This window comes from Acidovorax kalamii (assembly GCF_002245625.1).
Lineage (GTDB): Bacteria > Pseudomonadota > Gammaproteobacteria > Burkholderiales > Burkholderiaceae_C > Acidovorax > Acidovorax kalamii.
The window spans coordinates 155,543-182,149 of sequence record NZ_NOIG01000012.1; the positions used below are offsets into that span (position 1 = coordinate 155,543).

The window sequence follows — 26,607 nt, forward strand, 5'->3', positions numbered from 1 at the left end:
CACAGCACGCCACCCCTGCCGCCTGCACGCCATGACCAGCCAGCGCACGCTCAACCGCCTGTTCACCCTGCACTCCTGGGCAGGCATCGTCACAGGGCTGCTGATGTTCATCGTGTGCTTTTCGGGTGCGGTGGTGGTGTTCAAGCACGAGATCGACCTGTGGGCCAATCCGTCGCTGGCGCAGCTGCCGCGCTCTGACAAACCTGCGTCGCTCGATGCGGTGCTGACCCAGCTGCACACCCGCTACCCCGGCGCCACGGTGGAGACCATTGCGCTGCCGGATGCCGTCAACCCCAGCTACTTCGCGTTTGTGCGCGAGCGCGGCGCGCCTGCCAACACGCGCACCAAGGTGGCCTTGCGCTCCGACACGGGCACGGTGGTCGGCCCGGTGGACAGCCAGCTGGGCCAGTACCTGCGCATGCTGCATGTGTTTTTGTTCTTCGGGCCGCGCTGGATTGTGGGGTTCCTCGGCGCGGCCATGCTGGTGCTGATTGCCACGGGCATCGTCATCCACCGCAAGATCCTGGCCGAGCTGTTCACCCAGCGCTGGGGGCGCAGCTTTCGGGTGGTGATGTCAGACCTGCACAAGTCTGCGGGCATCTGGGGGCTGGGCTTTCACATCCTGATCGCGGCCACAGGCGCATGGATGGGGCTGGCGCCGCTGTTTGAGCAAGGCTACCAATACATCACCACCCCTGCAGCAATGGCCGCCGCCAAGCCCGCGCGCAAGGCAGAGGCCAGCGAGCCCGTGCCCATGCAGTCGCTGGACGCGCTGTATGCCACCGCGCAGCAGGCCGTGCCGGGGCTGGAGGCGCGTTATGTGTCGCTGCGCCGCTGGGGCAGCAGCACGGCCGAGGTGGGTTTCACCGGCAACCTGCGCGATCACCTGGCCAGCACCGCGCGGGTGGACATCCATGCCGCCACGGGCGTGCCGAAGAAGGTGCACGACCCGCGCACGGCGGGCTTCTGGTCGCTGGTCAATGGGCTGATGGAGCCCCTGCACTTTGGCGACTTTGGCGGGCTGGCGCTGAAATGGCTGTATTTCTTTCTGGGCATGACACCCGCGTTCCTGTCCATCTCGGGCACGCTGATCTGGCTGGATGCGCGCCAGCAGCGCAGGCGCGAGGCGGAGGCTGCGCAGGCCACAGCGGGCGGCATCGCGGCTGCGGGCTGACACCAACGCCAAGCGTCCCCCTTCATAGCTTCGCAGCTTCGCTCCCCATGCAACGTTTATTTCTGGCCCTGCATGCCACCACGCCCGCCGCGCTGATCGTGGCGGTGTTTGTGCACTTGTGGGGGCCTTCGGGCCTGCCCTCGCTGGCGCAGCGGCCCGTGTGGGCGGTGTGGGCCCTCATCGGCGTGTGGCTGCTGCTGTCGGCCCTGGCTGCATGGGCGCTGCGCACGCTGGCGCTGTGGCGCGTGGCGCTGGGCGGCGCGGGCGGGTTGCTGGCCCTGGCGGGCATCACGGGCCTCGCGCTGGGCAGCGCGCTGGCGCCTGCCATGTTCGCCAGCCTGGTTGCCGTGGGCCTGGCCTGCGCAGGCATCGCGGCCTTTATCGGGCCCCAGCGGGTGCAGGCGCCCCGGCGCAAGGTGGTGCGCCATGCAGCGGCCACCGCAGGCACCAAAACACATCCCGCCACGAACCGCCGCCGCTGGCATCCGCGCGGCTGGGGCGTTGGTGTGGTGCTGGCCCACGGGCCGTTCTGGCTGAGCGGTGTGCTGGCGGTGGAATCCTTCCGTCTGGCGCACATCGTCGCGACCGAGCCCGCGCGCTCGTCGGGCATGCTGGGCCTGCTGCTCGCGATGCTGGTGGCCCTGCCTGCCGCCACCCTGCGCCACTGGGCGCCCCGCACCTCGGCCGCGCTGTGGCTGCTGGCCGCGCTGGCCTTTGGCGGCCTGGCGGCCAAGGCGGGTCTGTGGCAGTGGGCCGCAGCTGCGGTGCTGTGCATGGCCGCTGCAGGCGCGCCGCTGCTACGGCGGCAGCACCTGCTGCGTGCCCTGCGGCGGCAACCGGCGCAGCCCCGCAGCCACCACCCTTCGGAGGCCGCATGACCGAGGAACTCATCGGCGCCAGTGCCGCACTGGCATCGCTGATCGGCCTGAGCCATTGGGCGCGGTCCGTGCCCACCCGCGCCTGGGGCGACGGCACCCCAGACCGCACCCGGGCCTGGGCCATCGCGCTGGGCACGATGGTGCTGCAGGGCATGGCGGCGGTCACTGCCGCCGGGCCCACTGCGGGGGTGGCCCTGGTCATCGCCGCCTGGATGGCCCTGGGCTGGCTGCTGGTGTTGGCCATGAACCTGTGGCCGCAGGCCGCGCTGCGCTGGGCGTGGCGCCTGGGGGCACTGGGGGGCGCGGGTTGTGTGGTGGCGCTGGGGTGGCTGCTGGTGCGGGGGTAAGCCGGGGGCGCCTCTCTGCGGGTGTACCCAACCTGAGATATGAGAAAAAACAGGCCTTTGCGCCTGATCAGTATGCCTTTGTAGCTATATTTTTTATAGCAATCGCACGCACAACGACTCGCCCGGCGCCGCGTGCGCTCCACGGCACAATCGCGCCCATGGACCAGTTGCTCGACGCCCCCTGGGTGCACACCCTGCGCTTTCTTCTGGAAGTGGCCGCCACTGTGGCCTTTGCGCTGTCCGGCGTGATCGCCGCCGCGCGCAAGCGGCTCGACGTGGTGGGCGTGTGTGTGGTGGCCTTTGTGGCCGCCTTTGGCGGCGGCACGCTGCGCGACCTGCTGCTGGACCAGCGTCCCTTCTTCTGGGTGCGCCACACGGGTTTTGTCTGGGGCATCCTGGCCCTGTGTGTGGGCGCCATGCTGTTCATGCGCCAGCGCCACTTCAAGCCCACCGAACGCGCCATGCTGCTGCCCGACGCCATCGGCCTGGGCCTCTTCGCCGCCGTGGGCGTGGACATTGCCACCGCCATCGGCATGCCTCCCATCATCAGCGTGATGATGGGCGTGACCACCGGCGTGTTTGGCGGCGTGCTGCGCGACGTGCTGTGCAACGAGGTGCCCCAGGCCTTCAGCGACCACCGGCCCTATGCCCTGTGCGCATTTGCGGGTGGCTGGGCCGACGTGGCCCTGCGCCAGGTGCAAGCGCCCGACTGGGCACCGCTGGCGGTCTGCGTGCTGCTCACGGCCGGGCTGCGTGGGCTTGCGCTATGGCGCAACTGGGAGCTGCCTGCGTGGCGGGTGTGATGGGGGCATCGAGCCCCTGCCGCGCCGGGCTGGCGCGCCTGTGACAGCATCGGGGGCACAGAGGCCACACACTGAACTTCGACAGACTGCAGGAGACAACCGCCCATGACCAGCACCCCCACGCCCGCCCACCTGCGTGCCACGGCACTTATCGACAGCGACGCCCCTTCCATCCAGGCCTTTGCTGCCCAACATGCGCACGGCGCCACCGACCGCGAACGCGCCATGGCCCTGTACCTGGCCGTGCGCGACGGCTTTCGGTATGACCCGTACCGCATCGACCTGTCGCCGCAGGGCATGGCAGCCAGCACGGTGCTGGCCAACGGCCACGGCTGGTGCGTGCCCAAGGCCGCGCTGCTCACCGCCGTGTGCCGCGCGGCAGGCATCCCGGCGCGCATGGGGTTTGCCGATGTGCGCAACCACCTCAGCACCGAGCGCATGCGCGAGACGATGAAGACCGATCTCTTCATCTGGCATGGCTACACCGACATCTGGCTGGATGGCACCTGGCGCAAGGCCACGCCCGCTTTCAACATCGAGCTGTGCGAGCGCTTTGGGCTGCTGCCGCTGGAGTTCGATGGCGAGAAAGATTCGATCTATCACCCGTTCGACAAATCCGGCGCCCGCCACATGGAATATGTGCACCAGCGCGGCGCGTTTGACGACATGCCGCTGGCGCAGATCGTGGCGGACTTCCGCACGGTGTACAGCGGCTGGCTACCCGAGGACGGCGCCACCCACAGCAGCTTGCAGGGCGCCAGCTTTGCGCAGGATGTGGAGAAAGAGGCACGCGCATGAGCAGCCATGCCGAGATCCCGCCGGGCTTTGCGCCGCTGCAGTCCGGCGGCCCGTTCATCCAGCACAACGGCCCGCTCTACTTGCGCCACGAAGGCAGCGTGGTGCAGTTCGGCTTTCGCGTGGAGCGCCGCCATGTGAACCCCATGAACAACCTGCACGGCGGCATGATGGCCAGCTTTTGCGACATGCTGCTGCCGCTGTCGGTGCACCGCAAAAGCGACCAGGTGGCCGACCGTTTTCTGCCCACCATCAGCCTGCAGATCGACTACCTGGCCCCCGCCCCGCTGGGCGCCTGGGTGCAGGGCGAGGCCGAGCCGCTGCGCGTCACGCGCTCGCTGGTGTTTGCGCAAGGGCTGGTCACCGCAGATGGCGTGCCCTGTGCGCGGGTGAGCGGGGTGTTCAAGATCGGGCCTGCGGTGCCAAGCAACGCGGTGGAGTGAGCCCCTGGGCAACAAACCCAAGGCCCCAAGCCGCACACCCCGGCGCGCAAGCCTGACCTGCACCGCTCAGGCAACGCCCAGCGCCCCCACCACATGCTCCACAAACCGCGCCAGCTTGGGCAGCTGCCGCAGGTCGGGCGCATACACCAGGTGCATCGGGCGCGGCACGGGCAGGCAGTGCTGCATCACCGGCACCAGCGTGCCGCTGGCCAGATCGTCGGCCAATAGCACCTCGGGCTGCATGATGAGGCCCAGGCCGCGCAGCGCCGCCTGCCGCAGGCCGTCGCCCTGGTTGCACACAAAGCGCGCGTTCTCGGGCCAGAAGAACTCCTCCTTGCCGTCGCGCAGCGTCCACTCCACCCGGCGCTGCCACACCGAGTGGCTCAGGCATTGGTGCCGCGCCAGGTCGGCCGCGCGTTCGGGCGTGCCGTAACGCTGCAGATATGCGGGTGCTGCGGCAATCACCATGCGGTAGGGACGCAGCGGGCGGGCCACCAGGCCCTCGTTCACCACCTGGCCGATGCGCACGGCCACGTCAAAGCCTTCGCCCGCCAGGTCCACCACGCTGTCGGTGAGCTGCAGGTCCACACGCACCTGGTCGTGGCGCTGCAGAAAGTCGGCCACCAGCGGCGCGATGACGTGGTTGCCCAGCGTGAACGGCGCACTCACCCGCAGCAGGCCCTGGGGCACGGCGCGGCTGCGCTCTACAGCGGACTCGGCCCAGCGCACCTGCTCCAGCACGCGTTTGCTGTCGTCGTAGAACGCGGCGCCCACCTCGGTCAGGCTGTTCTGGCGCGTGCTGCGCTGGAACAGGCGGGCGCCCAGGTGGGCTTCGAGCTGCTGGATGTGCTTGCCCACCATCACCGCCGATATCTGCAACTGACGCGCTGCGGCGGCAAAGCTGCCCGCCTCGACCACGGCCACCATGACTTCCATATTGCGCAGCTTGTCCATGGTTCCTGGATATTCCTAATCAATAGTTAGTTCAAGCATAACTTGTAGGCACTTTATGCATTGATTGATTAGCAAAAGAATCGGGTTGTCAGTTCCTCATAACCCTTTTTGACACCCAAGGAAAACACCATGTCCAAGATTCTTCTCATCGGCGCCAGCGGCACCATCGGCCAGGCCGTGCTGGCCAACCTGGGCGCACGCCACAACGTGATCACCGTGGGCCGCAGCAGCGGCACGCACCGTGCGGACTTCTCGCAACCAGGCGCGGTTGCCCAACTGTTCGAGGCGGTGGGCAAGGTGGATGCGATTGTGAGCACCGCAGGCAACCTGCACTTTGGCCCGCTGGCGGAAATGACGGCCGAGCAGTTCAACCTGGGCCTGCAGGACAAATTGCTGGGCCAGGTGCAGCTGGCGCTGGTGGGCCAGAAATACTTGAACGATGGCGGTTCCATCACGCTGACGGCGGGCATCCTGTCGATCGAGCCCATCCGCAACGGCGCCAATGCCACGGCGGTGAACGCGGCCATCGAGGGCTTTGTGACCGCTGCCGCCATTGAGCTGCCGCGCGGCCTGCGCATCAACGCCGTGAGCCCCACCATCCTCACCGAATCTGTGGGCGTGTACGGGCCGTTCTTCCCAGGGTTTGACACAGTGTCTGCCGAGCGTGCCGCGCGCGGCTACCAGCGCAGCGTGGAAGGGGCGCAGACGGGGCGGGTGTACCGGGTACAGTGAGCCACACCACCTGGATTTGAAAGAAAAAAATAGCTGCTGCCGCCCGTCTAACAAGCGGCAGCAGCTATCAATTTGGTAGCTGCGGTGATCAAAGGCGCAGATCAGTCGAGACTTGCGCCCGACTCCTTCACCACTTTGCCCCACTTCACCGACTCGGCCTGGATGAAGGCAGCAAACTGCTCAGGCGTCTCGCTGTAGGCCTCGGCGCCTTGTTCGTTGATCTTCTTCTTCACGTCGGCCTGGTTCAGCACCTTGACCAGTGCGCTGTTGAGCTTGGCCAGCACCGGCGCAGGCGTGCCCGCAGGTGCAAACATGCCGAACCACGACGTGGCCTCGTAGCCCGGCACACCGGCTTCGGCGATGGTGGGCACGTTGGGCAGCTCGGGCGAGCGCTTGGCGGTGGTCACGGCAATGGGCACCAGCTTGCCCGAGCGCACGTGCTGGATGGCCGAGGGCATGTTGTCGAACATGATGCCGATCTGGTTGCCCAGCAGGTCGGTGACGGCCGGTGCGCTGCCCTTGTACGGCACGTGCACCATGTCCACCTTGGCCAGGCTCTTGAACAGCTCGCCCGACAGGTGGATGGAGCTGCCGTTGCCCGACGAGCCGAAGTTGACCTTGCCCGGGTTGGCCTTGGCATAGGCGATCAGCTCCTTCACGCTCTTGTAGGGCTGGGCAGGGTTGGCCACCAGCAGGTTGGGCACGTTGGCCACGCGCGTGAGCGGCGCAAAGTCCTTGATGGGATCGAACGGCATCTTCTTGTACAGCGCGGCATTGATGGCGTGCGTGCCCACCGTGCCCATGAAGAGCGTGTAGCCGTCGGCCGGCGACTTGGCGGCCAGCGCGCCGCCGATGTTGCCGCCCGCGCCCGCGCGGTTGTCCACGATGACCGACTGGCCCAGTTCCGTGGTCAGCGCCTGGCCAATGATGCGCGCGAGGATGTCGGTGGTGCCGCCGGCCGCGAACGGCACGACGATGGTGACGGGCTTGTTCGGATAGGCCTGGGCCAGCGCAGCGCTGCTGCCCAGCACGCCAACACCGGCGATGGCGGCACATGCGGCGGCCGACAGCGCGAAGCGGCGGGTGGTGGTGATGGAACGGTTCATGGTTTGTCTCCTTCAGGAAGGTGGATGAAATGGGTCTCGCGAACGCGGCATCCGGCCGCGCCGTGGCCTCAACCGGGCGCCAAGGCCTGCGGGCGAGAACGGGGGTGCGCCCCTTGCGAGGCGGCAGGGAAGATCAGTTCAGGTTGCTAGACAGGCGCCACTCCCAGGGTGGCGCCTCCGCACACGTACAGAACCTGGCCCGTCACGAAACCGTTGTCGGGCGAGAGGAAAAACAGCGCCGCGCGCGCCACGTCGTCGGGCGTGCCCATGCGGCCCACCGCAATGCTTTTGAGGATGCGCTCGGTCTGCGGCGCACCCTCGGGGTTGCTCTGGCGAAAGAGTTCAGTCGCAATCGGCCCCGGGCCGATGGCGTTGACGGTGATGCCGTCACGCCCCAGTTCCATGGCCAGCGTGCGCGTCATGCCGATCATTCCGGCCTTCGTGGCCGAGTAGACGATGCGCTCGCCCTTGCCCAGTGCGGCGCGTGAGGACATGTTCACGATGCGGCCCTGGCCGCTCGCGCGCAGGCTGGGCAAAAAGGCTTGCACCAGCAGCATGGGTGCACGCAGGTGCAGGCCCACCACGTCGTCGAGCTGCGCCGTCGTGGCGGTGTCGATGGTGCCGGGGCGCGTGGCGCCGGCGTTGTTCACCAGCGCGGTCACGTGGTGCTTTTCAGCGATCTCGGCCGCGCGTTCGCGGGTCGATGCCTCGTCGGTCAGGTCGCCCTGGTAGGACGTGAGCAGCGGGTGGCTCCAGGTGGGCAGCACGTAGTCCAGGTTGACCACGGCGCGGCCCTGGGCCAGCACGGCCTCGGCGATGGCGCGGCCGATGCCGTTGCTCGCACCGGTGATGACGGTGACGGGAATACTCTTGGAATCTGCCACGGTCACACGCGCTCCAGGATGATGGCGATGCCCTGCCCCACGCCGATGCACATGGTGCACAGCGCGTACTGGCCGGCGTGTTCGTGCAGGCGGTTCACAGCGGTGGTGACCAGGCGGGCGCCGCTCGCGCCCAGCGGGTGGCCCAGCGCGATCGCGCCGCCCCAGGCGTTCACACGGGCGTCGTCATCCTGGATGCCCAGCGCGCGCAGCACGGCCAGGCCCTGTGCGGCAAAGGCTTCGTTCAGTTCGATCACGTCCAGGTGGTCGATGGTCAGGCCCGTCTGCGCCAGCACCTTCTGCGTGGCGGGCGTGGGGCCAAAGCCCATGATGCGCGGGGCCACGCCGGCCACGGCCATGCCCACCACGCGGGCGCGGGGCTTGAGGCCGTATTGGGCGGCGCTGGCTTCGTCGGCCAGCAGCAGCGCGCAGGCGCCGTCGTTCACGCCCGATGCGTTGCCGGCCGTCACCGTGCCATCGGGCCGCACCACGCCCTTGAGCTTGGCCAGCGCTTCCAGGCTGGTCTCGCGCGGGTGTTCGTCCTGGCTGATGATGATGGCGTCGCCCTTCTTCTGCGGGATGTGCACGGGCACGATCTCGCGCGCCAGGTGGCCGGCCTTCTGCGCAGCCACGGCATTGAGCTGGCTGCGCAGGGCCATCTGGTCCTGGGCTTCGCGTTCGATCTTGAAGTCGGTGGCCACGTTCTCGGCGGTTTCGGGCATGGAGTCGACGCCGTACTTTTCCTTCATCAGCTTGTTGATGAAGCGCCAGCCGATGGTGGTGTCGTACACCGCGTTGTTGCGGCTGAAGGCCGACTCTGCTTTGGGCATGACGAAGGGCGCGCGGCTCATGCTCTCCACGCCGCCTGCAATCATCAGGCCCGCCTCGCCCGCCTTGATGGCGCGCGCTGCGGTGCCCACGGCGTCGAGCCCCGAGCCGCACAGGCGGTTGATGGTGGCGCCGGGCACGTCGATGGGCAGGCCCGCCAGCAGGCTAGCCATGTGGGCCACGTTGCGGTTGTCTTCGCCGGCCTGGTTGGCGCAGCCATAGAGCACGTCGGTCACCGCGGCCCAGTCCACGCCAGGGTTGCGCTCCATCAGCGCCTTGATGGGGATGGCACCCAGATCGTCGGTGCGCACGCTGGAGAGCGCGCCGCCGTAGCGGCCGAAGGGGGTGCGGATGGCGTCGCAGATGAAGGCTTGGCGTTGTGGGCTCATGGTTTTGTCTCCTCGTTACTTAGGGGTGGATTCGGTCAGGCGGCTGCACGGATGGGCAGGCCCACCAGTTGCTCCAGCTCGGCCACCGTCAGGCCGGGCACGGTGTCGATGAGCTGCAGCCCGGTGGGTGTGCAGGCCAGTGTGCACAGATCGGTGTAGATGCGCTTCACGCACGCGACACCGGTGAGCGGGTAGGTGCATTGCGTCACGATCTTGCTGGCGCCCTGCTTGGTCAGCAGGTCCATCATCACCCAGGTCTGCTTGGCGCCGATGGCCAGGTCCATGGCCCCGCCCACGGCGGGGATGGCGCCGGGCTCGCCGGTGCTCCAGTTGGCGAGGTCGCCCGTGGCCGACACCTGGAACGCGCCCAGCACGCAGATGTCGAGGTGGCCGCCGCGCATCATCGCGAAGCTGTCGGCGTGGTGGAAGTACGCACCGCCAGGCAGCAACGTCACGGGCTGCTTGCCCGCGTTGATCAGATCGTAGTCCTCCAGCCCCGCAGCGGGCGCAGGGCCCATGCCCAGAATGCCGTTTTCGCTTTGCAGGATGACCTCGCGGCCCGCGGGAATGTGGTTGGCCACCAGGGTCGGCTGGCCGATGCCCAGGTTGACGTACGCGCCGTCGTGGATGTCTTGCGCCACGCGTTTCGCCAGTTCGTCTTTACTACGTTTTTGATAGCTACTCACGCTTACTCCTCAGGCGGTAGGTGCCAATTTCATGCTGATTTTTTGAATCCACCCGCCTGCGTGGCCGTGCGCGCGATCTTCACGACATGGCTCACGTAGATGCCGGGCGTGACAATGGCTTCGGGGTCCAGCGCGCCCAACTCCACCACCTCGTGCACGGTGGCAATCGTGGTCTTGGCAGCGGTGGCCATCACGGGGCCAAAGTTGCGCGCCGACATGCGGTAAGTGAGGTTGCCCCAGCGGTCGCCCTTCTCGGCCTTGATCAGGGCCACATCGCCGTGGATGGGGTATTCGAGCACGTAGTGCGTGCCGTTGATCTCGCGCGTTTCCTTGCCCGCAGCCAGTTCGGTGCCATAGGCCGTGGGGCAGAAGAAGGCGCCAATGCCCGCGCCCGCAGCGCGCAGGCGCTCGGCCAGGTTGCCCTGGGGCACCAGTTCCAGCTCCAGCTTGCCACTGCAATACAGGCCGTCGAACACATAGCTATCGACCTGGCGCGGAAAACTGCAGATGATCTTGCGCACCTGCCCGGCCTTGAGCAGCGCGGCCAGGCCCTGGTCGGCGTTGCCTGCGTTGTTGTTGACCACCGTGAGGTCACGCGCCCCTTGGGCGATGAGGCCATCGATCAGCTCGCCCGGAATGCCGGCCGTGCCGAACCCGCCTATCAACACCGTGGCACCATCCTTCACCCCCGCAAGGGCTTGGGCCACCGAGTCCGCCAGTTTGTTGATCATTGCAACGCTTTCTTGGTTTCTCTGTTGTCTCTTTGAAATTTGTTCGCATATAGAACAAATGTTCGCTTAAAGAATTATAGTTGGCATACGTATGAATTCCCAAACCCCTGAAGCCAAAGACCCCAAACCGAGCGACAGCTATGTGCAGTCGTTCGCGCGCGGGCTGGAGGTGATCCGCTCGTTCAGCGCGGCCACGCCGCAGCAAACCCTGAGTGAAGTCGCCGCGCAGACGGGCCTCACGCGCGCCGGTGCGCGCCGCATCCTGCTCACGCTGCAGACGCTGGGTTATGTGGAGACGGACGGCAAGCTGTTTCGCCTGAGCCCGCGCATCCTGGACCTGGGGTTTGCGTACCTCTCGTCGCTGCCCATCTGGAACCTGGCCGAGCCGGTGATGGAGGACCTGGTGGAAGAGGTGCGCGAGTCGTCATCGGCCGCCGTGCTCGACGGCCTGGACATCGTCTATGTGCTGCGCGTGCCCACGCACAAGATCATGCGCACCACGCTGGGCGTGGGCTCGCGCCTGCCCGCGTGCTGGACGTCCATGGGCCGCATGCTGCTGGCCGGGTTGCCGGACGCCGAACTGCAGGCCCGGCTGCAGGGCCACCCCATGCAGCGTTTTACTGAACACACCACCACCGATGTCGATGCACTGCTGGCCCACATCCGCCAGGCGCGGCAGCAGGGCTGGTGCCTGGTGAACCAGGAACTGGAAGAGGGTTTGATATCGATTGCTGCGCCGCTGACCAACCGTACAGGGCAGACGGTGGCGGCGCTCAACATCAGCGGTCAGGCCAACCGCACGAGTGCCGCCATGATGCAGGAGACGCTGTTGCCCGCACTGCTGAGCGCGGCTCGGACCATCTCACGCATGATGGGTGCGCCACGCGGCTGAGATCCGGCGACGGGTGTATCGCGCACTCAGCGCAACGAGCAGCCGGGGCTGAAACCCCGGTGGCCCTTGCCGTGCGTGGGTGCAAGGCGCGGGGCATCAACACCAACCGCTCGCTGCGCTGAATGGACTGAGGCACAACGGGCCCGCGCCCCAAGACACAGGCCCAGCGAAACGCCTCAGCGCTTGCGAAAGCCCAGCACCAGCACCACGCCGCCGATCACCATGGCGCCCAGGCTCATCCACTGCGGGATGTTGACGGACTCCTTCTCCTTGACGGTCAGCTCCAGCGGGCCCAGCTTGGCCTGGGTGCTCTCCTTGGTGAAACTGAAGCCCCCGGTCAGAAAACCGGCCAGGCCCAGCACCAGCAGCAGCACACCCACAATTCGCATTGCCTTCATGACAGTTCTCCCAACATGCCGGGCTTTGAGGACGCAACAAAGGGGACCCGGCTCCCTGCCTTTGCGCCAGCCCAATGTAGGTGCGCGAACCCGCCGCCCGCGTAGGACGCCGCCCCGGCGCCCTGTAGCGCGCGGGCGCGACCCGCACCGCCCTGCCCTCGTCCTCACCCGCCCCTGCGCGTGCCAGGCCCTTGCCCTGCGTGCTACCCTCACGCTCCATGTTCAGCCCCTCCCAAGCCGATGTGCGCCGCTTTCTGTGCGGCGTGCACGCCAAGACCCAGAGCGGCGCCCCCATGGAAGCCATCGAAACTTTGGCCAGCCTGTGGATCGCCGAGCACCCCGAATACCACGCCGACCTGTCGGATGCCGATGCCGCCGTGGCGCGCAACTACGACGAAACGCCCGGCCAGACCAATCCGTTTTTGCACCTGTCGATGCACCTGTCAATCAGCGAGCAGTGCAGCATCGACCAGCCGCGCGGCATCCGCCAAGCAGTGGAACTGCTGACGGCACGCCTCGATTCGCTGCACGATGCACACCACGCCGCCATGGACTGCCTGGGCGAGATGCTGTGGGAGAGCCAGCGCGCAGGCCGCCCGCCCGATGGCGAGGCCTACATCGCCTGCGTGCAGCGGCGCGCCACGCGGGACTGAGCCCCGCACGGGTCATGGCGGTCACAACAACCTGAACGCCAGCACCGCCACCAGCGTGGGTGGCAACGCGCCCAGCAGCAGACCCAGCGGGTTGATGACGCCGTCCGAAAACTTTTCCTTCAGGATGGATGCCCCGGCCGGGTTGGGCGCGTTGGCAATCACCGTCAGGCCGCCCCCCGTCACAGCGCCCGCCACCAGGGCCACCTTGAACTCGTCACTCAGGCCTTCGACCAGCGAGCCCAGGTAGGTCAGCGCAGCGTTGTCGGTGAACGCGGTGAGCGCTGCGGCGCCGAAGAACACGGCGTTGGCGTCCATCTTCATGAGCACCGGCTGCAGCCACCATTGCTGCAAGCCGCCCAGCACCACCAGCCCGGCCAGGAAGAACGCCACCAGCAGCGCCTCGCGCAGGATCAGCGGACTTTGGTAGCGTTGGTACGCCGTGGTGAACCCCATGAAGAACAGGAACAGGCCCAGGAACACGGCGGGATGGTGGGCAAACACCACCACCAGCACCAGGAAAAAAAGGTGCACCAACGTCACGCTCCATGGCACCGGGGACTCGGAGGCAGGCATCTTGCGGCCCATGTGCCCGACTTGGTTGCGGAAAATCAGCATCGCGATGCCCGCGTTGATCAGCACGGCCACTGCCGCCTTCCAGCCAAAGTGGGACACCATGAACCAGATGTCCCAGTTCCACTTGGCAGCCACCATGAGTACCGGCGGCGCCGCAAAAGGCGTGAGGGTTCCACCGATCGAGATGTTCACAAACAGCACGCCCAGTGTCGAATACTTCAGACGACTGGAGAGAGGCTGCGAGAACAGCGTATCGCGCAGCATCAGCGCCGCCAGCGTCATCGCTGCGGGTTCGGTGATGAACGAGCCAAGCAGGGGCACCACCGCCAGCACTACAAAGTACATGGCCATGCCGCGCTGCACCGGCAGCAGGGCCGCCAGCGCGCGCACCACAGCCCCGGCCAGCTCCAGGATGGGGCGGGTGGCAGCGATCACCATGATCGCAAACACGAACAAGGGCTCCGTGAAATTGCGCGAGTCCAGGTAGGCCGTGGCCTCCTGTTTTCCGCTGATGGAAAACATGAACAGCATGAGCACCATGGCCCAGAAGCCGAAGACAACCTCCACCTCACCCAGCAAATGCCAGATGCCCGCATGCCGCGGCTGCGTGTGCGCCAGATGCTCGAAGAACTTGGTGGAGAAGGTGTGGAGGATGGCCAGTCCGAACAGGACGGCGCCGATCACTTGGATCAGGGTCGGAGAGGAGTTCATGGGTCGCAGAAAAGCCGCGCGGCGGCCCGACCAGCGCATGAACCTGCCGAACCCCATGATTGCGACACCCGCGCCTATTCTACAAAGGCCCACCAAAACCCCTTGTAGGCGCTGGGCGCGTTCAGGCTCGCCCGCGACTTTGGCAAGGGCCCGCTCACCGGTGAGGGGCGCCTGCGCCCGCACCCCCATGAAAAAAGCCCGCCAAGGCGGGCTTTGGGGTGCGTGGACCAATTGGCCGTATCAGCGGAAACGCGACTGGGGCACCACGTGCAGGTCGCCATCGACGCTGCTGATGTAGTTGGCCAGGGCCTTCAGCTCGGCATTGGTGAACTGCTTGGCCACGCCACCCATGATGGCGTTGTTGCGGCCCACATTGGCGTTCTTCTCGACCTTGTAGGACTTGAGGGCTACAAAGAGGTAGTCGGCGTGCTGGCCCGCGATCTTGGGGTAGGAAGGATCGATGGGCTTGGCGAAGTTGTCGCCGTGGCAGGAGACACAAGCGCCCTTCTTGAGCAGCTCGGCCACTTGCACGCTGGGCTCGCGGCCGGGCTTGGCGGGCAGCTCGGCACCGGTCTTGCCATGTTGTTCGTAGTAGGCCGACACATCGGCGATGTCCTTCTCGGACAGCGATTCAGCGATGCCGCGCATGGTGGGGTGCTTGCGCTCGCCCTTCTGATAGGCCACCAGGGCTGCGGTGATGAACTTGGCGCTTTGGCCCGAGATCATGGGCACCTTGTGGATCTCGGGAAAGCTGGCCTGGTAGCCAACGATGCCGTGGCAGCCAATGCACATGGCAATCTTTTGCTTGCCAGCTTCCACGTCGCCTTTGGCTTCCTGGGCATGGGAGACGGCGGTCACGGAAGCGACAGCCAGGGCAAATAGCGTGGTCAGCGTTTTGTTCATTTTGCGCGCACAATCTCGTGGAAGTTCAGCTCTGGGCTCTGATCAGCCGTTGATTATAGCCAGCGCCCTGTCAAGCCCATTCATCAACGATCCGGTGTTTTCCCCCATGAAATTCCAAGGCTCCCAGAACTACGTCGCCACCCAAGACCTGATGCTCGCCGTGAACGCTGCCATCACGCTGCAACGGCCGCTGCTGATCAAGGGCGAGCCCGGCACGGGCAAGACGATGCTGGCCGAGGAAGTGGCCCAGGCGCTCGATATGCCACTGCTGCAGTGGCACATCAAGTCCACCACCAAGGCCCAGCAGGGCCTGTATGAATACGACGCCGTGAGCCGCCTGCGCGACAGCCAGCTCAACGATGGCGACAGCGCCGAGCGCGTGAAGAACATCCGCAACTACATCGTGCAGGGCGTGCTGTGGCAGGCCTTCACGGCCGACCGCCCCGTGGCGCTGCTGATCGACGAGATCGACAAGGCCGACATCGAGTTCCCGAACGACCTGCTGCGCGAGATCGACCGCATGGAGTTCTACTGCTACGAGACGCGTGAACTCATCAAGGCCAAGCACCGCCCGCTGGTGTTCATCACCTCCAACAACGAAAAAGAACTGCCCGACGCCTTCCTGCGCCGCTGCTTCTTCCACTTCATCAAGTTCCCCGAAGCCGACACCATGCGGCAGATCATCAACGTGCATTTCCCCACACTCAAGAGCGAGCTGCTCAGCGTGGCGATGAAGACGTTCTATGACGTGCGCAATCTGCCCGGCCTGAAAAAGAAGCCTTCGACCAGCGAACTGATCGACTGGCTCAAGCTGCTGGTGGCCGAAGACATCCCGCTCACGGCCCTGCAAAGCGCGGACAACAAGGTGGCCGTGCCCCCGCTGGTGGGTGCGCTGCTCAAGAACGAGCAGGACGTGAGCCTGTTTGAAAAGCTGGTGTTCATGAACCAGCGGAACCGCTGATTTTTCGGACAAGCCGCACCATGAGCGCCCCCAATACCCCGTCTCTCGCAGACGGCATCTCTGACGCCGTCGGTTTTGTCGGCGGCGCACTGGCTGGCTTCTGGCTGGGCCAGTGGCTTGGCATGGACATCTTTGCCCCAGGCTATGGCACCCCGGCTCTGCTGGGCATTGCCCTGGTCGGGTTGGGCGGTGGCCTGGGCCTGCATGCCGCCAAACGCTGGCAGGCCAGCCGCCGCAGCAAGCCCGCCAAGGACTGAGGCAGCGTCCGGAGCAACAGCCATGGCTTTTGTAGAACCCATCACCCTGCGCGACCGGGGTGTGCGCCTGGAGCCCCTGGCCCTTTCGCACGAGGAAGGCCTGCGACTGGCCGCCGCCGACGGCGAGCTATGGAAGCTGCGCGTGACCTCGGTGCCCGAGCCCCAGGACACCCGCGCCTACATCGAAACCGCCCTGGCCACACGTGACCGCTTTGCATTTGCCGTGGTCGATGAGGCCACCAACGCCGTGCTGGGCAGCACCAGCTACCACGACATCCTGCCCGCCGCGCGCCGGGTGGAGATTGGCTACACCTGGTACCGCCAGAGCGTGCAACGCAGCCATGTCAACACCACCTGCAAGCTATTGATGATGGGCCACGCCTTCGACACCCTGGGCTGCAATGTGGTGGGCTGGCGCACCGACAACTACAACTTCGCATCCCAAAAGGCCATCGAGCGCCTGGGCGCCAAAAAAGACGGTGTGATCCGTGGCCACGCGCTGCGCCGCGACGGCACCATCCGTGACACGGTGATGTACAGCATGCGCGCGGGCGAGTGGCCTGAGGCGCGCGCCCAGTTGCTATACCTTTTGGAGCGCAACACGCCCGCCTGACGCGCGCAAGGAGCCAAAAACATGCTGATCGACTTCTTCTACACCCTGCGCTCGGCCAAGCTGCCCGTGTCGGTCAAGGAATACCTCACCCTGCTCGAAGCCCTGCAGGCGGGTGTGGTGGGCCCCAAGTCGGACGACGCGTGGAGCCTGGACGATTTCTACAACCTCTCGCGCCTCACGCTGGTCAAGGACGAGAAGCACTACGACAAGTTCGACCGGGCCTTCGGCGCCTACTTCAAGGGCGTGGAGATGGTGGCCGATTTCACCAAGGAAATCCCGGCCGATTGGCTGCGCAAGATCCTGGAGAACGAGCTCACGCCCGAGCAAAAGGCCGCCATCGAGAAGATGGGCTGGGACGAGCTCATGGAGACGCTGAAGAAGCGCCTCGAAGAACAAAAGGAGCGCCACGAGGGCGGCAGCAAATGGATCGGCACGGGCGGCACCAGCCCGTTTGGCCACGGCGGCTACAACCCGCAAGGCGTGCGCATTGGCGGCGCGGGCAAGAACAAGAGCGCGGTGAAGGTGTGGGAACAGCGCGCCTACAAGGACTACGACGACCAGCAGGAGCTGGGCACGCGCAACATCAAGGTGGCGCTGCGCCGCCTGCGCAAGTTTGCGCGCGAGGGGCATGAGCTGGAGCTGGACCTGCCCGACACCATCCGCAGCACGGCCGCCAACGCGGGCTACCTAGACATCAAGATGGTGCCCGAGCGCCACAACAACGTGAAGGTGCTGCTGCTGATGGACGTGGGCGGCACCATGGACGAACACATCCAGCGCGTGGAAGAACTCTTCAGCGCGGTGAAGTCGGAGTTCAAGCACCTGGAGTTCTACTACTTCCACAACTGCGTGTACGACTTCATGTGGAAGAACAACCGCCGCCGCTTCGCCGAGAAGTTCCCCACCTGGGACATCATCCGCAAGTACAACCGCGACTACAAGCTGATCTTCGTGGGCGACGCGACCATGAGCCCGTACGAGATCCTGCAGCCCGGCGGCAGTGTGGAATACAACAACGAGGAAGCGGGCGCCGAGTGGATCCAGCGCCTGACCCACGCGTTTCCCAAACACGCATGGATCAACCCCGAGCCCCAGGGCGTGTGGCAATACCGCCAGAGCATCAGCATCATCCAGCAGCTGCTGGGCAATCGCATGTACCCGCTGTCACTCAAGGGGCTGGAAGAAACCATGCGGCTGCTGTCGAAGTAAGCACAGCGGTTGACGGCACAAAGAGCACATTGCGCGCCGCTGTCTGACACGGGCGGGGCGCTTTTCAGTGCATAGTGGCGGCGGGCTGGTTTTTAAACCGCGAGCCCCCACCGTCCAACGCCATCCTTTGTAGCCGTGCCGTTTCGCATCCTGCGCTCCTTTGCCAATCCCCCAACGCCGGCCCCATGGTCGGCGTTGCTGCTTATCGGCGCGCTGTGCCTGAGCGGGTGCAGCCTGCTGCCACTCAGTGAGAAAAGCGACGACCACCAGGAGGCCGCCACCGCAGCCATTGCCGAATCCGCCACACCTGCGTTCGACCTGCGGGTGCGCGCACCGGCCACTGTGCAAGACACCCTGGAACGCCACCTGGAGCTGCAGCGCTTTCGCCACCTGCCCGACCTGCATGCCAACGAGCTGCAGCGACTGCTGGGCGCCGCCGACGCCAATGCCCGCGAGCTGCTGGGCACGATGGGTTACTTTGCGCCCACCATCACCGTGGAGCTGACCGAAACCCCCGACAGCCCCACCGCACCACGCGCCGTGGTCGTCACCGTGGAACCCGGCCCGCAGACCCAGGTGGCCCGCGCAGAAGTGCTCTTCAGCCCCGGCCGCACGGCAGCCGCCGAAGTCACAGGCAATCAGCCCCCGGACGCCAGCACCCGCCAGCAGCAGCGCGTGCAGCGCAATTGGTCACTGACACCCGGCCAGCCCTTCACCCAGTCTGCCTGGGACGCGGCCAAGAACGATGGCCTGCGCCAGCTGCAGGCGCGCCGCCACCCCACCGCCCGCATTGACAAAAGCCGGGCCGAGATCGACGCCGACAAACACGAAGCCCATCTCAGCGTGACCTACGAACCCGGCCCTGCCTACCGCTTCGGGCCGCTGCGCGTGCAGGGCAGCCAGCGCTACGACCCCGATGGCGCACGGCGCCTGGCCCGCCTGCCCACTGGCGCCGTGTACGACGAGGCCGAAATGCTGGACGCCCAGCTGCGGCTGGCCAGCAGCGGTTATTACGACGCCGTGTTCCTCACACTCGACACCGAGGGCACCGACCCGCAGGCTGCGCCCGTGGTGGCCCAGGTGCGCGAGGCCAAGGTGCAAAAGCTGGTGTTCGGCCCGGGCTTCTCCACTGACAGCGGCGCGCGCCTGTCGCTGGAACATATCCACAACCAGATGCCGGGCCTGGGCTGGCGCGCCGTGAGCAAGCTCGCAGTGGACCGCGAGACCCAGCAGGCCAGCAGCGAATGGACCGACCTGCCGGACGACCGGGGCTGGCGCTGGTTTGCGGGCGGCGAGCTGCAGCGCGAATCCACCGGCGACTACGACGTGAACAGCAGCCGCCTGCGCGCAGGCCGCAGCAAAAGCACCCGGCACATCGACCGCAACTACTTTGTGCAATACGACTACGCCAACAGCCAGGGGCTGGCCGCCAACGTGCAGTCGCCGTCTGACACCAGCACGGCCCTCAGCGTGAACTACGGCTGGACAGGCCGCTACTTCAACAGCCTCACCGCCCCCACGCGCGGCCATGGAATCGCCGTGGAGCTGGGCCTGGGCACCACGCTGCGGCCTGAGCGCGACCCGTTTGTGCGTACCCTGGTGCGCTGGCAATCCTTCGTGCCCGCCGGGCGGGTGACCGACGATGCAGGCACAGGCCGCAACGCCCGGCTGGCCCTGCGGGCCGAGGCCGGGGCCGTGCTCGCCCGCGATGGCGCGCAGATCCCTGTGACGCAGCTGTTCATCACCGGCGGTGACACCACGGTGCGCGGCTACGGCTACCGCAGCATCGGTGCGCGCACCGACAACGGCCAGCTCTATGGTGGCCGCTACCTGGCCGTGGGCAGCGTGGAATGGCAACGCCCCATCGTCTACAAGGGCCAGATGACCGACTGGGAGAGCACGCTGTTTGTTGATGTCGGCGCCGTGGCCGACAAGGTGGGCGACCTGAGCCCCCGCGTGGGCGTGGGGGCTGGCGTGCGTTGGCGCAGCCCCGTGGGGCCCCTGCAGGCCGACCTGGCCTATGGCATCAAGACCCAGGAACTGCGGCTGCACCTGCGGCTGGGGTTCAGCTTCTGATGGCGATGAGCAGCACCCCGCCCAATCCCGCACCGCGCGCCCGTGCGTCCGACTTCAGCGCCGGGTCCTCATCGGCCCAGCGCCCTCGCCCACCGCGCCGACCCGGTGCTTACCGCGTGCTGCGGACCCTGGGTTGGCTGCTGGTGGCGCTGGTGGCCCTGCTGCTCACGGCCTGCGCGCTGCTGTGGTGGTGGGCGGGCAGCGGCACGTCGCTGGCTACCACGCTGGCCCGCGCGGCGCAGCACCTGCCCGCCGGGCAGCAGCTGGAAAGCCGCGAAGCCACCGGCTCGCTGCGCGGCGGCGGGCGCATCGGCTGGCTGCGCTGGAGCAGCCCCAGCCTGTCCGTCGAAGTGACCGACCTGCGCCTGGGCTGGCAGCTGGCGCCCTTGCTGCAGCGCAGGCTGGAGCTGGGCGACGTACTGGCCACACGCGTGCAGATCACGCCACTGGGCGGCCCGCAAAGTGCCGAGCCCCCCACGCCCCCCACCGAGCTGGTGCTGCCCTTGCACATCGGCGTGGCGTTTCGCGTGGACCAGTTGCAGTGGGCAGGCGCCCCAGCGGTGGAAGCCCGGGGCCTGGCGGGCGACTACCACTTTGATGGGCGCGAGCACCGCCTGAATATCGGCGGCGTGGAGCTGGCCCAGGGCCAGTACAACGCGCGGCTGACGCTGCAGGCCCAGGCGCCCCTGGCGCTGAACGCCACCGTGGACGGCACGGTGCGCACCACCGTGCCTGGTGGCACTTCCGCCATCCAGCTGGGCGCACACGCCACGCTGCAGGGCACGCTGGCCACGGCGGCGGCGCAGCTGCAACTGCAGGCGCGCATCCAACCCACTCCCTCGCAAGAGACCCAGGCCACACCGCCACCGCCCGCCACCGCCGCCCCCATGCAGGCCGAGGTGCAGGCCACGCTGGCCCCATGGGCCACACAGCCCCTGCAATCGGCCCAGGCCACGCTGCGCGCAGTCAACCTCGCAGCCCTCTGGCCCCAGGCCCCGGCCACGCAGCTGCATGGCACCGTGCAGGCGGGCCCCACCCCAGGCGCGGCCACCGGCAGCACCGGCTGGGCCCTGCAGGCGCAACTGCGCAACGAGCTGGCAGGCCCGTGGGACCACACCCGCCTGCCCATCACCACCCTGCAGGCCGACGCGAAGTACGACGGCACCCGCTGGACGGTGCCCGGCGCCACGGTGAATGCAGGCACCGGCGCAGTCACCCTGCAAGGCAGCTACACACCGGCCACCGGCGCAGTGGAAGGCCAGGCCGAACTGCGCAACCTGCGCCCCGACGCCCTGCACACCGCCTGGGCGGCCGCCCCGCTGGCAGGCCGCGTGGCAGCGCAGATGCAGGGCGAGGTGGTGCGTTTTACGGCAGACATCCGGGCCACCGGCTCTGGCGTTGTGGCATCGGGCAAATCAGTCACCCAGCGCGCCCCGCTGTTGCGCATCAACACGCTCGCCGCCCAGGGCAGCTGGCACCCGCCTTCGCCCGCCCAGCCCGGTGGCAGCTTGCAGTTGGAGCGCCTGCTGCTGGACGCGTTGCAAGCCCGCGTCGAAGCCACCCAGCTGCGCGTGTCCCCCGGCGATCTGTCGGGCCAGGGCCAGGTCACGTTGGCCGTGCCGGGCGCCACAGCACGCGCACAAGGCAGCATCGCCCCACAGACCGGTGCGGGCGACCTGCACATGCAATGGACCGATGTGGGCCAGACCCAGCGCTGGCTGGCCAGCCTGCCGCTGGTGGGCAATCCACTGCAACAGGCCCTGCAAGGCGCCATCGCCCAGGGTGCCGCACAACTGACCGCCCGCTGGAAAGGCGGCTGGCAAACGCTGGCCCGGCAGCTGGAATCCGCCAGCGGCACGCGCACCACGGGCAGCCCACTGCCTTCGGACAAGACACCCTTCGAGCTGCAAGCCGCGCTCTCCACCCCGCAGCTGGACCTGTCCCTGCCTCCGGGCCAGGGCGCAGTCGGCGCCACCGCCGTGCAGCTGCGCGCTGTCAAGGCCGACCTCACTGGCACCCTGGCGCAGGCCACGCTGGTGCTGGACGGCGAAGCGCGCCTGAACGCATCCCAGCCCCGGCAGATGCAGCGGCTGGTCCTGCACACCCGCGCCACCGGTGGGCTGGGCACACCCGCGCAAGGCGCACCAAGCGCTCAGGTGCAGATCAGCGCACTGCGGCTGGTGGCGCAAGATGCCGCCCGCCCCGGCCCCTGGACGCTGCAACTGGCCGAGCCCCTGTCCCTCACCACGCGCGCCCCTTCTAGCCCCAGTGCGTCGTCGCCAGCGGCGGGCTACACCGTGCAGGCCTCGGCAGGCCAGGCCCGCCTGACCGGCCCCCTGCCCGGCACCGCCACGCTGCGTTGGCAACCCCTGCGCATGGCCACCGGTGCCAACCCGCTGCAACTGCAAACCCAGGGCACGCTGCAGGGTCTGCCCATGGCCTGGGTCGATGCCCTGGGCCTCGGCGACACACCCGCCGCCGTAGGCCGCCCGACACAGCCACTGCTGGCCCGCATGGGCCTGGCCACCAGCATCGTGCTGGACGGGCAATGGAATGTGGACACCACCCAGGGCACCTTGCGCGCCAGCGCCAGCCTGCGCCGGGCCAGTGGCGACCTTCGCATTCTGGCGGGCGATGCCACCGCCATCACCGCTGTGCAAAGCAGCGGCCAGGGCACGGGCGCAGGTGCCACCACCGTGATCGCCACCGAGGCGTCGGCCCGCCCTGCAGGATCAGCCAATGCACCAGGCACCGCCGCCGGGGTGCGCCAGGCCGAGGTCACCATGGAAATCGACGGCGAAGCCCTGCGCGCCCAGCTGGCCTGGGCCAGCGAGCGGGCTGGCGAGGTGCAGGCCAGTGTCAGCACCCGCCTCACGCCCAGTGCTCCACCAGGGTCCGCCCCTGCCTGGGCGCCCGATGCGCCCCTGGCTGGCACGCTGCGCGCGCGCCTGCCCGACGTGGGGGTGTGGTCGGCCCTGGCGCCACCCGGCTGGCGCGTGCGCGGCACGCTGGACGCCAGCGCCACCCTGTCAGGCACGCGCAATGCGCCGCGCTGGGCCGGCACGCTGGGCGCCGACGACATGGCCGTGCGCTCGGTGGTCGATGGCGTGGACCTGCAAGCTGGCCGCCTGCGCGCCACGCTGCAAGGCAACCAGTTGCAGATCACCGAGTTCCGCCTGCAGGGCGGGCGCGGCAGCGGCGCGCGCATTGCAGGCTTCAGCGGCAACCGCACCGCTGCGCCACAAGACGGCGGCACGCTCACGGCCACCGGCAGCGTGGGCTGGGGCGACAGCGCTGCGGCAACCACCGGCCTGTCGGGCATCACCATGGCCCTGCAGGCCGAGGCCAAGGCCTTGCAGGTACTGGTGCGCGCCGACCGGCAGATCAGCGTGTCGGGCCAGCTGCAAGCACAGCTTCAGCAAGGCCAGATCAGCCTGCGCGGCAAGCTCACCACCGACCGCGCCACCATCATCCTGCCCGACGAAACCGCGCCCACGCTGGGCTCGGACGTGGTCGTGCGCTCTGCGGCCAAGGACCGCGAAGACCAGGCCCGGGCCCAGGCCGCCGCCAAGGCCAGCCAGGCGGCGCAGGCGGAAACCGCCAAACCACCCGACATCGCCATCACTCTCAACCTGGGGCGCGACTTTGCGCTCAGCGGCCATGGCATCACCACCCGGCTGACGGGCGAGGTGGACATCCGCAGCAGCGCCGTGCCCGGCGCCCCGCCGCGCGTGACCGGCGAAGTGCGCACCGACGAAGGCCGCTACCGCGCCTGGGGCCAGATGCTGGACGTGGAGACGGGCCTGATCCGCTTCAACGGCCCCTACAACAACCCCTCGCTCGACATCCTGGCGCTGCGCCCCAACATCAGCGTGCGCGCGGGCGTACAGGTCACGGGCAGCGCGCAGGCGCCCCGCGTCAAGCTCTATTCCGACCCCGACCTGCCCGACGCCGAAAAACTCTCGTGGGTAGTGCTGGGCCGCAACGCCACCGCAGGCGGCGCCGAAGCCGCCGTGCTGCAACAAGCCGCCCTGGCCCTGCTTGGCCGCAAGGGTGGCAACACCGGCACCGCCAACATCGCCAGCCGCGTGGGCCTGGACGAAATCGGCTTTCGCGGCGCCACCCCGGGCGACGACGCCAGCACCGCCGCCCTCACCTTCGGCAAGCGCCTGTCCAAGGATTTGTACGTGACCTACGAGCGCAGCCTGTCGGGCACACTGGGCACGCTCTACATCTTCTACGACCTCTCCCGCCGCCTCACACTGCGCGGGCAGACAGGCGAGAAAAGCGCGGTGGACATCATCTACACGGTGAAGTACGACTGAGGCTGCGCACGCCAAAGGGCGTGCGTGCGCCCACTACAATGCGCGGCGGCTAGTCTCCTCGTAGTTCAATGGATAGAACGAGTGCCTCCTAAGCGCTAGATACAGGTTCGATTCCTGTCGAGGGGACCAATTACCAGTCCGGAAGCGTCCACACGCTTCCGGACTTTTTTATTTCTCCTTTGAAAACAGCATCTTAGCTGTCCATGGCAGTCCAAAGCAATCCACAGGCATCTGCGCAACTTGGGGGCACATCTGGGGGCATCATTCGCCAGAATGGGGGCACATTTATAGATGCCGGTGCCCCCAGGAAGATGCCCCCACCAGCAGCGCATCAAGAAAAAACACTTGTTCGCGTTTGGACGGTTGGCAAACCCCTCAAAGCCTACAAACCCCACCAGCCCGCCCTGGCGTGCTGGCCGAAAATCGGGCCTCTGTCCTTTTCACTTGCTCGCGCTTCGACGGTCGGCAAACCCTCCAAAGCCTACAAACCCCACCAGCCCGCCCGGCCTGCGGGTCTGCGAGTTGCCCAGCTGCTTTTTCACAGGCTCGCGTTTCGTCGGAAAAAAACCCTTCAAAACCCACCAAACCCTACCAAGCGCCTCCAGTCGGATGGCACACTGATGCTGTGTTTAATCACAGCCTTCTGGCGATGACCAGCGGGCTGCACGGTATCCATGCCCAAACGAATTCTCGAAAAAACCTCTCTGGAAGTCTCCCGCCTGCGCAGCGATGGCTCTTACGCCGTGGGCGGTGTGTCGGGCCTGTATCTCAAGATCGAAGGCGGCTCGCGCGCCTGGGTGCTGCGCTATGTGCACGATGGCCACCGCCGCCGCATGGGCCTGGGCAGCTATCCGCTGGTCGGCCTGGCTGAAGCGCGCGAAGCCGCCCGCAATGCCCTCAAACTGCGCCTGGGCGGTGTTGACCCGCTACAGGCCCGGCAGGCCCAGCGCCAAGCGGCGCGGCTGGCCATGGCGCGGCAAGTGCGCTTTGATGACGCAGCCGAAGCGTTTATCAGCGAGCATGAAAGCACATGGCGCAGCACCCTGGCCACCTATGCATTCCCCCATATCGGCCACCTGCAGGTGGCAGACATCGGGCAGGCCCACGTGCTGCAGGTGCTGGCCCCAATCTGGAAGACAAAGACAGAAACCGCCTCGCGGCTGCGTGGCCGCATCGAGCAGGTATTGGACTGGGCCACGGCCCATGGCCACCGCACTGGCCCCAACCCTGCCCGCTGGCGCAGCCAGCTCGAACACATCCTGGCGGACCCGAACAATCTGGCGCCGCTCAAACACCATGCGGCCGTGCCCGTGGCCATGCTGCCGGGCACCTACCAGCGGCTGCTGACCATGGACGGGCAAAGCGCCCGCGCGCTGTGCTTTCTCATCCTCACGGCCGCGCGCTCGGGCGAGGTGCGCGGCATGGTCTGGAGCGAGGTCGATCTGGAGGCAGGTCTGTGGACGGTGCCAGCCGAACGGATGAAGTCCCACAGAGAACACCGCGTGCCCCTGTCGCGCGAGGTGCTGGAACTGCTCAGGGCGCAGCCGCGCATTCCATCGGTCGAGCATGTGTTCCCGTCCAACCGCAAAGGCCCGCTGTCCGATACGGCCCTCACGGCCTTGATGCGGCGGCACGGACTGGCAGCGGTGCCCCATGGCTTTCGGTCAACGTTCAGGGACTGGGCCGGGGAGATGACGCACCATGCGCGCGATGCGGTGGAGCTGTGTCTAGCTCATGCGATCGACACCCGGACCGAAGCCGCCTATCGGCGCGGGGACATGCTGGAGAAGCGTGTGGCGATCATGCAGGACTGGGCGGAGTATGTTGCCTCGGCATGCCGCCTGCAGGCAGAGGTGGCACCATGAAAATGCCCTGTCCAATGTGCCAGTCGAAGACCAAGCTTCACTCGGGAGCGCAGGTTGATCGCTATGTGTGGGAGCACATCTTTTGCTGCACCAACCCCTATTGCGGCTGCACGTTCGTGGTGAGTGGCGAGATTCGCCGCATCCTACGGCCTCCAAAGGTTCCAAACCCTGAAGTGAATCTCCCTGTATCTGCCCGCGCCGCGAAGCGACGGGAGAACAAGGAAAAGCGTGAAGCAGCGGCAGCCGCCTTGCCCATGTGCAGCCCTTTTCGCACGCTATAGTTTATGCGGAGCAAACAAAAAACGCCTAGCCGTCAAAACTACTGCTCCGCGTTCGCAAACTTCAAGAAAGTGAAAGCCAATGCCGTTCTCAGCAACCGTCTTTAACGTTCTCATAGCATCGCCGTCTGATGTTCCCAAGGAAC

General features: G+C 67.0%; 26 protein-coding genes and 1 tRNA gene. 18 read left to right on the forward strand and 9 right to left on the reverse strand.

Annotated elements, in window-relative coordinates:
• The first annotated feature begins 31 nt into the window (after nucleotides 1–31).
• The 6 genes from CBY09_RS20225 (at nucleotide 32) to CBY09_RS20250 (ending at nucleotide 4,440) form a co-directional block, all read left to right on the forward strand.
• The gene (locus CBY09_RS20225) at nucleotides 32–1,174 is read left to right on the forward strand and encodes a PepSY-associated TM helix domain-containing protein (protein WP_094291366.1); all 1,143 of its coding nucleotides are present in this window, start codon (nucleotides 32–34) and stop codon (nucleotides 1,172–1,174) included.
• 47 nt (nucleotides 1,175–1,221) lie between these two features.
• On the forward strand, nucleotides 1,222–2,052 hold the full coding sequence (locus CBY09_RS20230) for a hypothetical protein (RefSeq protein ID WP_094291367.1): 831 nt from the start codon (nucleotides 1,222–1,224) through the stop codon (nucleotides 2,050–2,052).
• Complete coding sequence (locus tag CBY09_RS20235; RefSeq protein WP_094291368.1) at nucleotides 2,049–2,399, forward strand: hypothetical protein; 351 nt, start codon at nucleotides 2,049–2,051, stop codon at nucleotides 2,397–2,399. Before CBY09_RS20230 ends, CBY09_RS20235 begins: the two co-directional genes overlap by 4 nt.
• Before the next feature lie 158 nt (nucleotides 2,400–2,557).
• Nucleotides 2,558–3,202 carry a trimeric intracellular cation channel family protein gene (locus CBY09_RS20240; RefSeq protein WP_094291369.1) on the forward strand — a complete coding sequence of 215 codons (645 nt, stop codon included), beginning with the start codon at nucleotides 2,558–2,560 and terminating at the stop codon, nucleotides 3,200–3,202.
• A gap of 105 nt (nucleotides 3,203–3,307) precedes the next feature.
• Nucleotides 3,308–4,000, forward strand: a complete 693-nt coding sequence (locus CBY09_RS20245) for a transglutaminase-like domain-containing protein (RefSeq protein ID WP_094291370.1) — start codon at nucleotides 3,308–3,310, stop codon at nucleotides 3,998–4,000.
• Nucleotides 3,997–4,440, forward strand: a complete 444-nt coding sequence (locus CBY09_RS20250) for a PaaI family thioesterase (RefSeq protein WP_094291371.1) — start codon at nucleotides 3,997–3,999, stop codon at nucleotides 4,438–4,440. The genes CBY09_RS20245 and CBY09_RS20250 overlap by 4 nt, the downstream gene beginning before the upstream one ends.
• A 66-nt stretch (nucleotides 4,441–4,506) precedes the next feature.
• On the opposite strand, the gene CBY09_RS20255 is transcribed toward CBY09_RS20250, so the two are convergent.
• Nucleotides 4,507–5,394 (reverse strand): LysR family transcriptional regulator, encoded by an 888-nt coding sequence (locus CBY09_RS20255; RefSeq protein WP_094291372.1) that lies wholly within the window; start codon nucleotides 5,392–5,394, stop codon nucleotides 4,507–4,509.
• 129 nt (nucleotides 5,395–5,523) lie between these two features.
• Here CBY09_RS20255 and CBY09_RS20260 point away from each other — a divergent pair, with 129 nt between their 5' ends.
• The gene (locus tag CBY09_RS20260) at nucleotides 5,524–6,126 is read left to right on the forward strand and encodes a short chain dehydrogenase (protein WP_094291496.1); all 603 of its coding nucleotides are present in this window, start codon (nucleotides 5,524–5,526) and stop codon (nucleotides 6,124–6,126) included.
• Nucleotides 6,127–6,227: 101 nt separating this feature from the next.
• Here CBY09_RS20260 and CBY09_RS20265 read toward each other — a convergent pair whose 3' ends face one another.
• From CBY09_RS20265 to CBY09_RS20285, 5 genes are all read right to left on the reverse strand, one after another.
• On the reverse strand, nucleotides 6,228–7,232 hold the full coding sequence (locus CBY09_RS20265) for a Bug family tripartite tricarboxylate transporter substrate binding protein (protein ID WP_094291373.1): 1,005 nt from the start codon (nucleotides 7,230–7,232) through the stop codon (nucleotides 6,228–6,230).
• 146 nt (nucleotides 7,233–7,378) lie between these two features.
• Complete coding sequence (locus CBY09_RS20270; protein WP_094291374.1) at nucleotides 7,379–8,122, reverse strand: SDR family NAD(P)-dependent oxidoreductase; 744 nt, start codon at nucleotides 8,120–8,122, stop codon at nucleotides 7,379–7,381.
• Nucleotides 8,119–9,330, reverse strand: a complete 1,212-nt coding sequence (gene pcaF, locus CBY09_RS20275) for a 3-oxoadipyl-CoA thiolase (RefSeq protein ID WP_094291375.1) — start codon at nucleotides 9,328–9,330, stop codon at nucleotides 8,119–8,121. Before pcaF ends, CBY09_RS20270 begins: the two co-directional genes overlap by 4 nt.
• Before the next feature lie 35 nt (nucleotides 9,331–9,365).
• On the reverse strand, nucleotides 9,366–10,016 hold the full coding sequence (locus tag CBY09_RS20280; RefSeq protein ID WP_094291376.1) for a 3-oxoacid CoA-transferase subunit B: 651 nt from the start codon (nucleotides 10,014–10,016) through the stop codon (nucleotides 9,366–9,368).
• Between the two features lie 29 nt (nucleotides 10,017–10,045).
• On the reverse strand, nucleotides 10,046–10,747 hold the full coding sequence (locus CBY09_RS20285) for a 3-oxoacid CoA-transferase subunit A (protein ID WP_094291377.1): 702 nt from the start codon (nucleotides 10,745–10,747) through the stop codon (nucleotides 10,046–10,048).
• A 91-nt stretch (nucleotides 10,748–10,838) separates the two neighbouring features.
• On the opposite strand from CBY09_RS20285, the gene CBY09_RS20290 reads away from it, so the two are divergent.
• Nucleotides 10,839–11,639, forward strand: a complete 801-nt coding sequence (locus CBY09_RS20290; protein ID WP_094291378.1) for an IclR family transcriptional regulator domain-containing protein — start codon at nucleotides 10,839–10,841, stop codon at nucleotides 11,637–11,639.
• Between the two features lie 176 nt (nucleotides 11,640–11,815).
• Here the strand turns inward: CBY09_RS20290 and CBY09_RS20295 are convergent, their stop codons facing one another.
• A complete protein-coding gene (locus CBY09_RS20295) occupies nucleotides 11,816–12,037 on the reverse strand; it encodes a hypothetical protein (protein ID WP_205734180.1) in 222 nt (73 codons plus the stop codon).
• 218 nt (nucleotides 12,038–12,255) lie between these two features.
• Between CBY09_RS20295 and CBY09_RS20300 the strand changes: the two genes are divergently transcribed.
• Entirely contained in the window at nucleotides 12,256–12,690 is a 435-nt protein-coding gene (locus CBY09_RS20300; RefSeq protein WP_063458898.1) for a DUF1841 family protein, read from the forward strand.
• Between the two features lie 21 nt (nucleotides 12,691–12,711).
• Here CBY09_RS20300 and CBY09_RS20305 read toward each other — a convergent pair whose 3' ends face one another.
• Together CBY09_RS20305 and CBY09_RS20310 are read right to left on the reverse strand one after the other, a co-directional pair.
• On the reverse strand, nucleotides 12,712–13,974 hold the full coding sequence (locus CBY09_RS20305; RefSeq protein ID WP_165773953.1) for a putative Na+/H+ antiporter: 1,263 nt from the start codon (nucleotides 13,972–13,974) through the stop codon (nucleotides 12,712–12,714).
• Nucleotides 13,975–14,214: 240 nt separating this feature from the next.
• Complete coding sequence (locus tag CBY09_RS20310) at nucleotides 14,215–14,877, reverse strand: c-type cytochrome (RefSeq protein ID WP_094291379.1); 663 nt, start codon at nucleotides 14,875–14,877, stop codon at nucleotides 14,215–14,217.
• A gap of 106 nt (nucleotides 14,878–14,983) precedes the next feature.
• Between CBY09_RS20310 and CBY09_RS20315 the strand changes: the two genes are divergently transcribed.
• From CBY09_RS20315 to CBY09_RS24315, 9 genes are all read left to right on the forward strand, one after another.
• A complete protein-coding gene (locus CBY09_RS20315; protein ID WP_063458900.1) occupies nucleotides 14,984–15,838 on the forward strand; it encodes an AAA family ATPase in 855 nt (284 codons plus the stop codon).
• A 20-nt stretch (nucleotides 15,839–15,858) separates the two neighbouring features.
• On the forward strand, nucleotides 15,859–16,095 hold the full coding sequence (locus CBY09_RS20320; protein WP_094291380.1) for a hypothetical protein: 237 nt from the start codon (nucleotides 15,859–15,861) through the stop codon (nucleotides 16,093–16,095).
• Between the two features lie 22 nt (nucleotides 16,096–16,117).
• A complete protein-coding gene (locus CBY09_RS20325; RefSeq protein WP_094291381.1) occupies nucleotides 16,118–16,708 on the forward strand; it encodes a GNAT family N-acetyltransferase in 591 nt (196 codons plus the stop codon).
• A gap of 21 nt (nucleotides 16,709–16,729) precedes the next feature.
• The gene (locus CBY09_RS20330) at nucleotides 16,730–17,917 is read left to right on the forward strand and encodes a vWA domain-containing protein (protein ID WP_094291382.1); all 1,188 of its coding nucleotides are present in this window, start codon (nucleotides 16,730–16,732) and stop codon (nucleotides 17,915–17,917) included.
• A gap of 135 nt (nucleotides 17,918–18,052) precedes the next feature.
• Nucleotides 18,053–19,993: an autotransporter assembly complex protein TamA gene (locus tag CBY09_RS20335; RefSeq protein ID WP_094291383.1), complete on the forward strand. Its 1,941-nt coding sequence runs from the start codon at nucleotides 18,053–18,055 to the stop codon at nucleotides 19,991–19,993.
• Nucleotides 19,994–19,998: 5 nt separating this feature from the next.
• The gene (locus tag CBY09_RS20340; RefSeq protein ID WP_420807466.1) at nucleotides 19,999–24,318 is read left to right on the forward strand and encodes a translocation/assembly module TamB domain-containing protein; all 4,320 of its coding nucleotides are present in this window, start codon (nucleotides 19,999–20,001) and stop codon (nucleotides 24,316–24,318) included.
• A gap of 54 nt (nucleotides 24,319–24,372) precedes the next feature.
• Nucleotides 24,373–24,447 (forward strand) — tRNA-Arg (locus CBY09_RS20345).
• Between the two features lie 545 nt (nucleotides 24,448–24,992).
• Nucleotides 24,993–26,183, forward strand: coding sequence for a tyrosine-type recombinase/integrase (locus CBY09_RS20350; RefSeq protein WP_094291385.1), 1,191 nt, complete (start codon nucleotides 24,993–24,995; stop codon nucleotides 26,181–26,183).
• Between the two features lie 14 nt (nucleotides 26,184–26,197).
• The gene (locus CBY09_RS24315) at nucleotides 26,198–26,464 is read left to right on the forward strand and encodes a hypothetical protein (RefSeq protein WP_420807469.1); all 267 of its coding nucleotides are present in this window, start codon (nucleotides 26,198–26,200) and stop codon (nucleotides 26,462–26,464) included.
• Nucleotides 26,465–26,607 lie beyond the last annotated feature (143 nt).

What these genes read in the sequence shown, in the direction of transcription:
- CBY09_RS24315 (WP_420807469.1), top strand. Translation starts at nt 26,198, where the DNA reads ATGTGCCAGTCGAAGACCAAGCTTCACTCGGGAGCGCAGGTTGATCGC.
- CBY09_RS20245 (WP_094291370.1), top strand. Translation starts at nt 3,308, where the DNA reads ATGACCAGCACCCCCACGCCCGCCCACCTGCGTGCCACGGCACTTATC.
- CBY09_RS20340 (WP_420807466.1), top strand. Translation starts at nt 19,999, where the DNA reads ATGAGCAGCACCCCGCCCAATCCCGCACCGCGCGCCCGTGCGTCCGAC.
- CBY09_RS20250 (WP_094291371.1), top strand. Translation starts at nt 3,997, where the DNA reads ATGAGCAGCCATGCCGAGATCCCGCCGGGCTTTGCGCCGCTGCAGTCC.
- CBY09_RS20295 (WP_205734180.1), bottom strand. Translation starts at nt 12,037, where the DNA reads ATGAAGGCAATGCGAATTGTGGGTGTGCTGCTGCTGGTGCTGGGCCTG.
- CBY09_RS20330 (WP_094291382.1), top strand. Translation starts at nt 16,730, where the DNA reads ATGCTGATCGACTTCTTCTACACCCTGCGCTCGGCCAAGCTGCCCGTG.
- CBY09_RS20255 (WP_094291372.1), bottom strand. Translation starts at nt 5,394, where the DNA reads ATGGACAAGCTGCGCAATATGGAAGTCATGGTGGCCGTGGTCGAGGCG.
- CBY09_RS20225 (WP_094291366.1), top strand. Translation starts at nt 32, where the DNA reads ATGACCAGCCAGCGCACGCTCAACCGCCTGTTCACCCTGCACTCCTGG.
- CBY09_RS20325 (WP_094291381.1), top strand. Translation starts at nt 16,118, where the DNA reads ATGGCTTTTGTAGAACCCATCACCCTGCGCGACCGGGGTGTGCGCCTG.
- CBY09_RS20300 (WP_063458898.1), top strand. Translation starts at nt 12,256, where the DNA reads ATGTTCAGCCCCTCCCAAGCCGATGTGCGCCGCTTTCTGTGCGGCGTG.
- CBY09_RS20235 (WP_094291368.1), top strand. Translation starts at nt 2,049, where the DNA reads ATGACCGAGGAACTCATCGGCGCCAGTGCCGCACTGGCATCGCTGATC.
- CBY09_RS20265 (WP_094291373.1), bottom strand. Translation starts at nt 7,232, where the DNA reads ATGAACCGTTCCATCACCACCACCCGCCGCTTCGCGCTGTCGGCCGCC.
- CBY09_RS20260 (WP_094291496.1), top strand. Translation starts at nt 5,524, where the DNA reads ATGTCCAAGATTCTTCTCATCGGCGCCAGCGGCACCATCGGCCAGGCC.
- CBY09_RS20285 (WP_094291377.1), bottom strand. Translation starts at nt 10,747, where the DNA reads ATGATCAACAAACTGGCGGACTCGGTGGCCCAAGCCCTTGCGGGGGTG.
- CBY09_RS20240 (WP_094291369.1), top strand. Translation starts at nt 2,558, where the DNA reads ATGGACCAGTTGCTCGACGCCCCCTGGGTGCACACCCTGCGCTTTCTT.
- CBY09_RS20350 (WP_094291385.1), top strand. Translation starts at nt 24,993, where the DNA reads ATGCCCAAACGAATTCTCGAAAAAACCTCTCTGGAAGTCTCCCGCCTG.
- CBY09_RS20230 (WP_094291367.1), top strand. Translation starts at nt 1,222, where the DNA reads ATGCAACGTTTATTTCTGGCCCTGCATGCCACCACGCCCGCCGCGCTG.
- CBY09_RS20320 (WP_094291380.1), top strand. Translation starts at nt 15,859, where the DNA reads ATGAGCGCCCCCAATACCCCGTCTCTCGCAGACGGCATCTCTGACGCC.
- CBY09_RS20310 (WP_094291379.1), bottom strand. Translation starts at nt 14,877, where the DNA reads ATGAACAAAACGCTGACCACGCTATTTGCCCTGGCTGTCGCTTCCGTG.
- CBY09_RS20315 (WP_063458900.1), top strand. Translation starts at nt 14,984, where the DNA reads ATGAAATTCCAAGGCTCCCAGAACTACGTCGCCACCCAAGACCTGATG.
- CBY09_RS20290 (WP_094291378.1), top strand. Translation starts at nt 10,839, where the DNA reads ATGAATTCCCAAACCCCTGAAGCCAAAGACCCCAAACCGAGCGACAGC.
- CBY09_RS20305 (WP_165773953.1), bottom strand. Translation starts at nt 13,974, where the DNA reads ATGAACTCCTCTCCGACCCTGATCCAAGTGATCGGCGCCGTCCTGTTC.
- pcaF (WP_094291375.1), bottom strand. Translation starts at nt 9,330, where the DNA reads ATGAGCCCACAACGCCAAGCCTTCATCTGCGACGCCATCCGCACCCCC.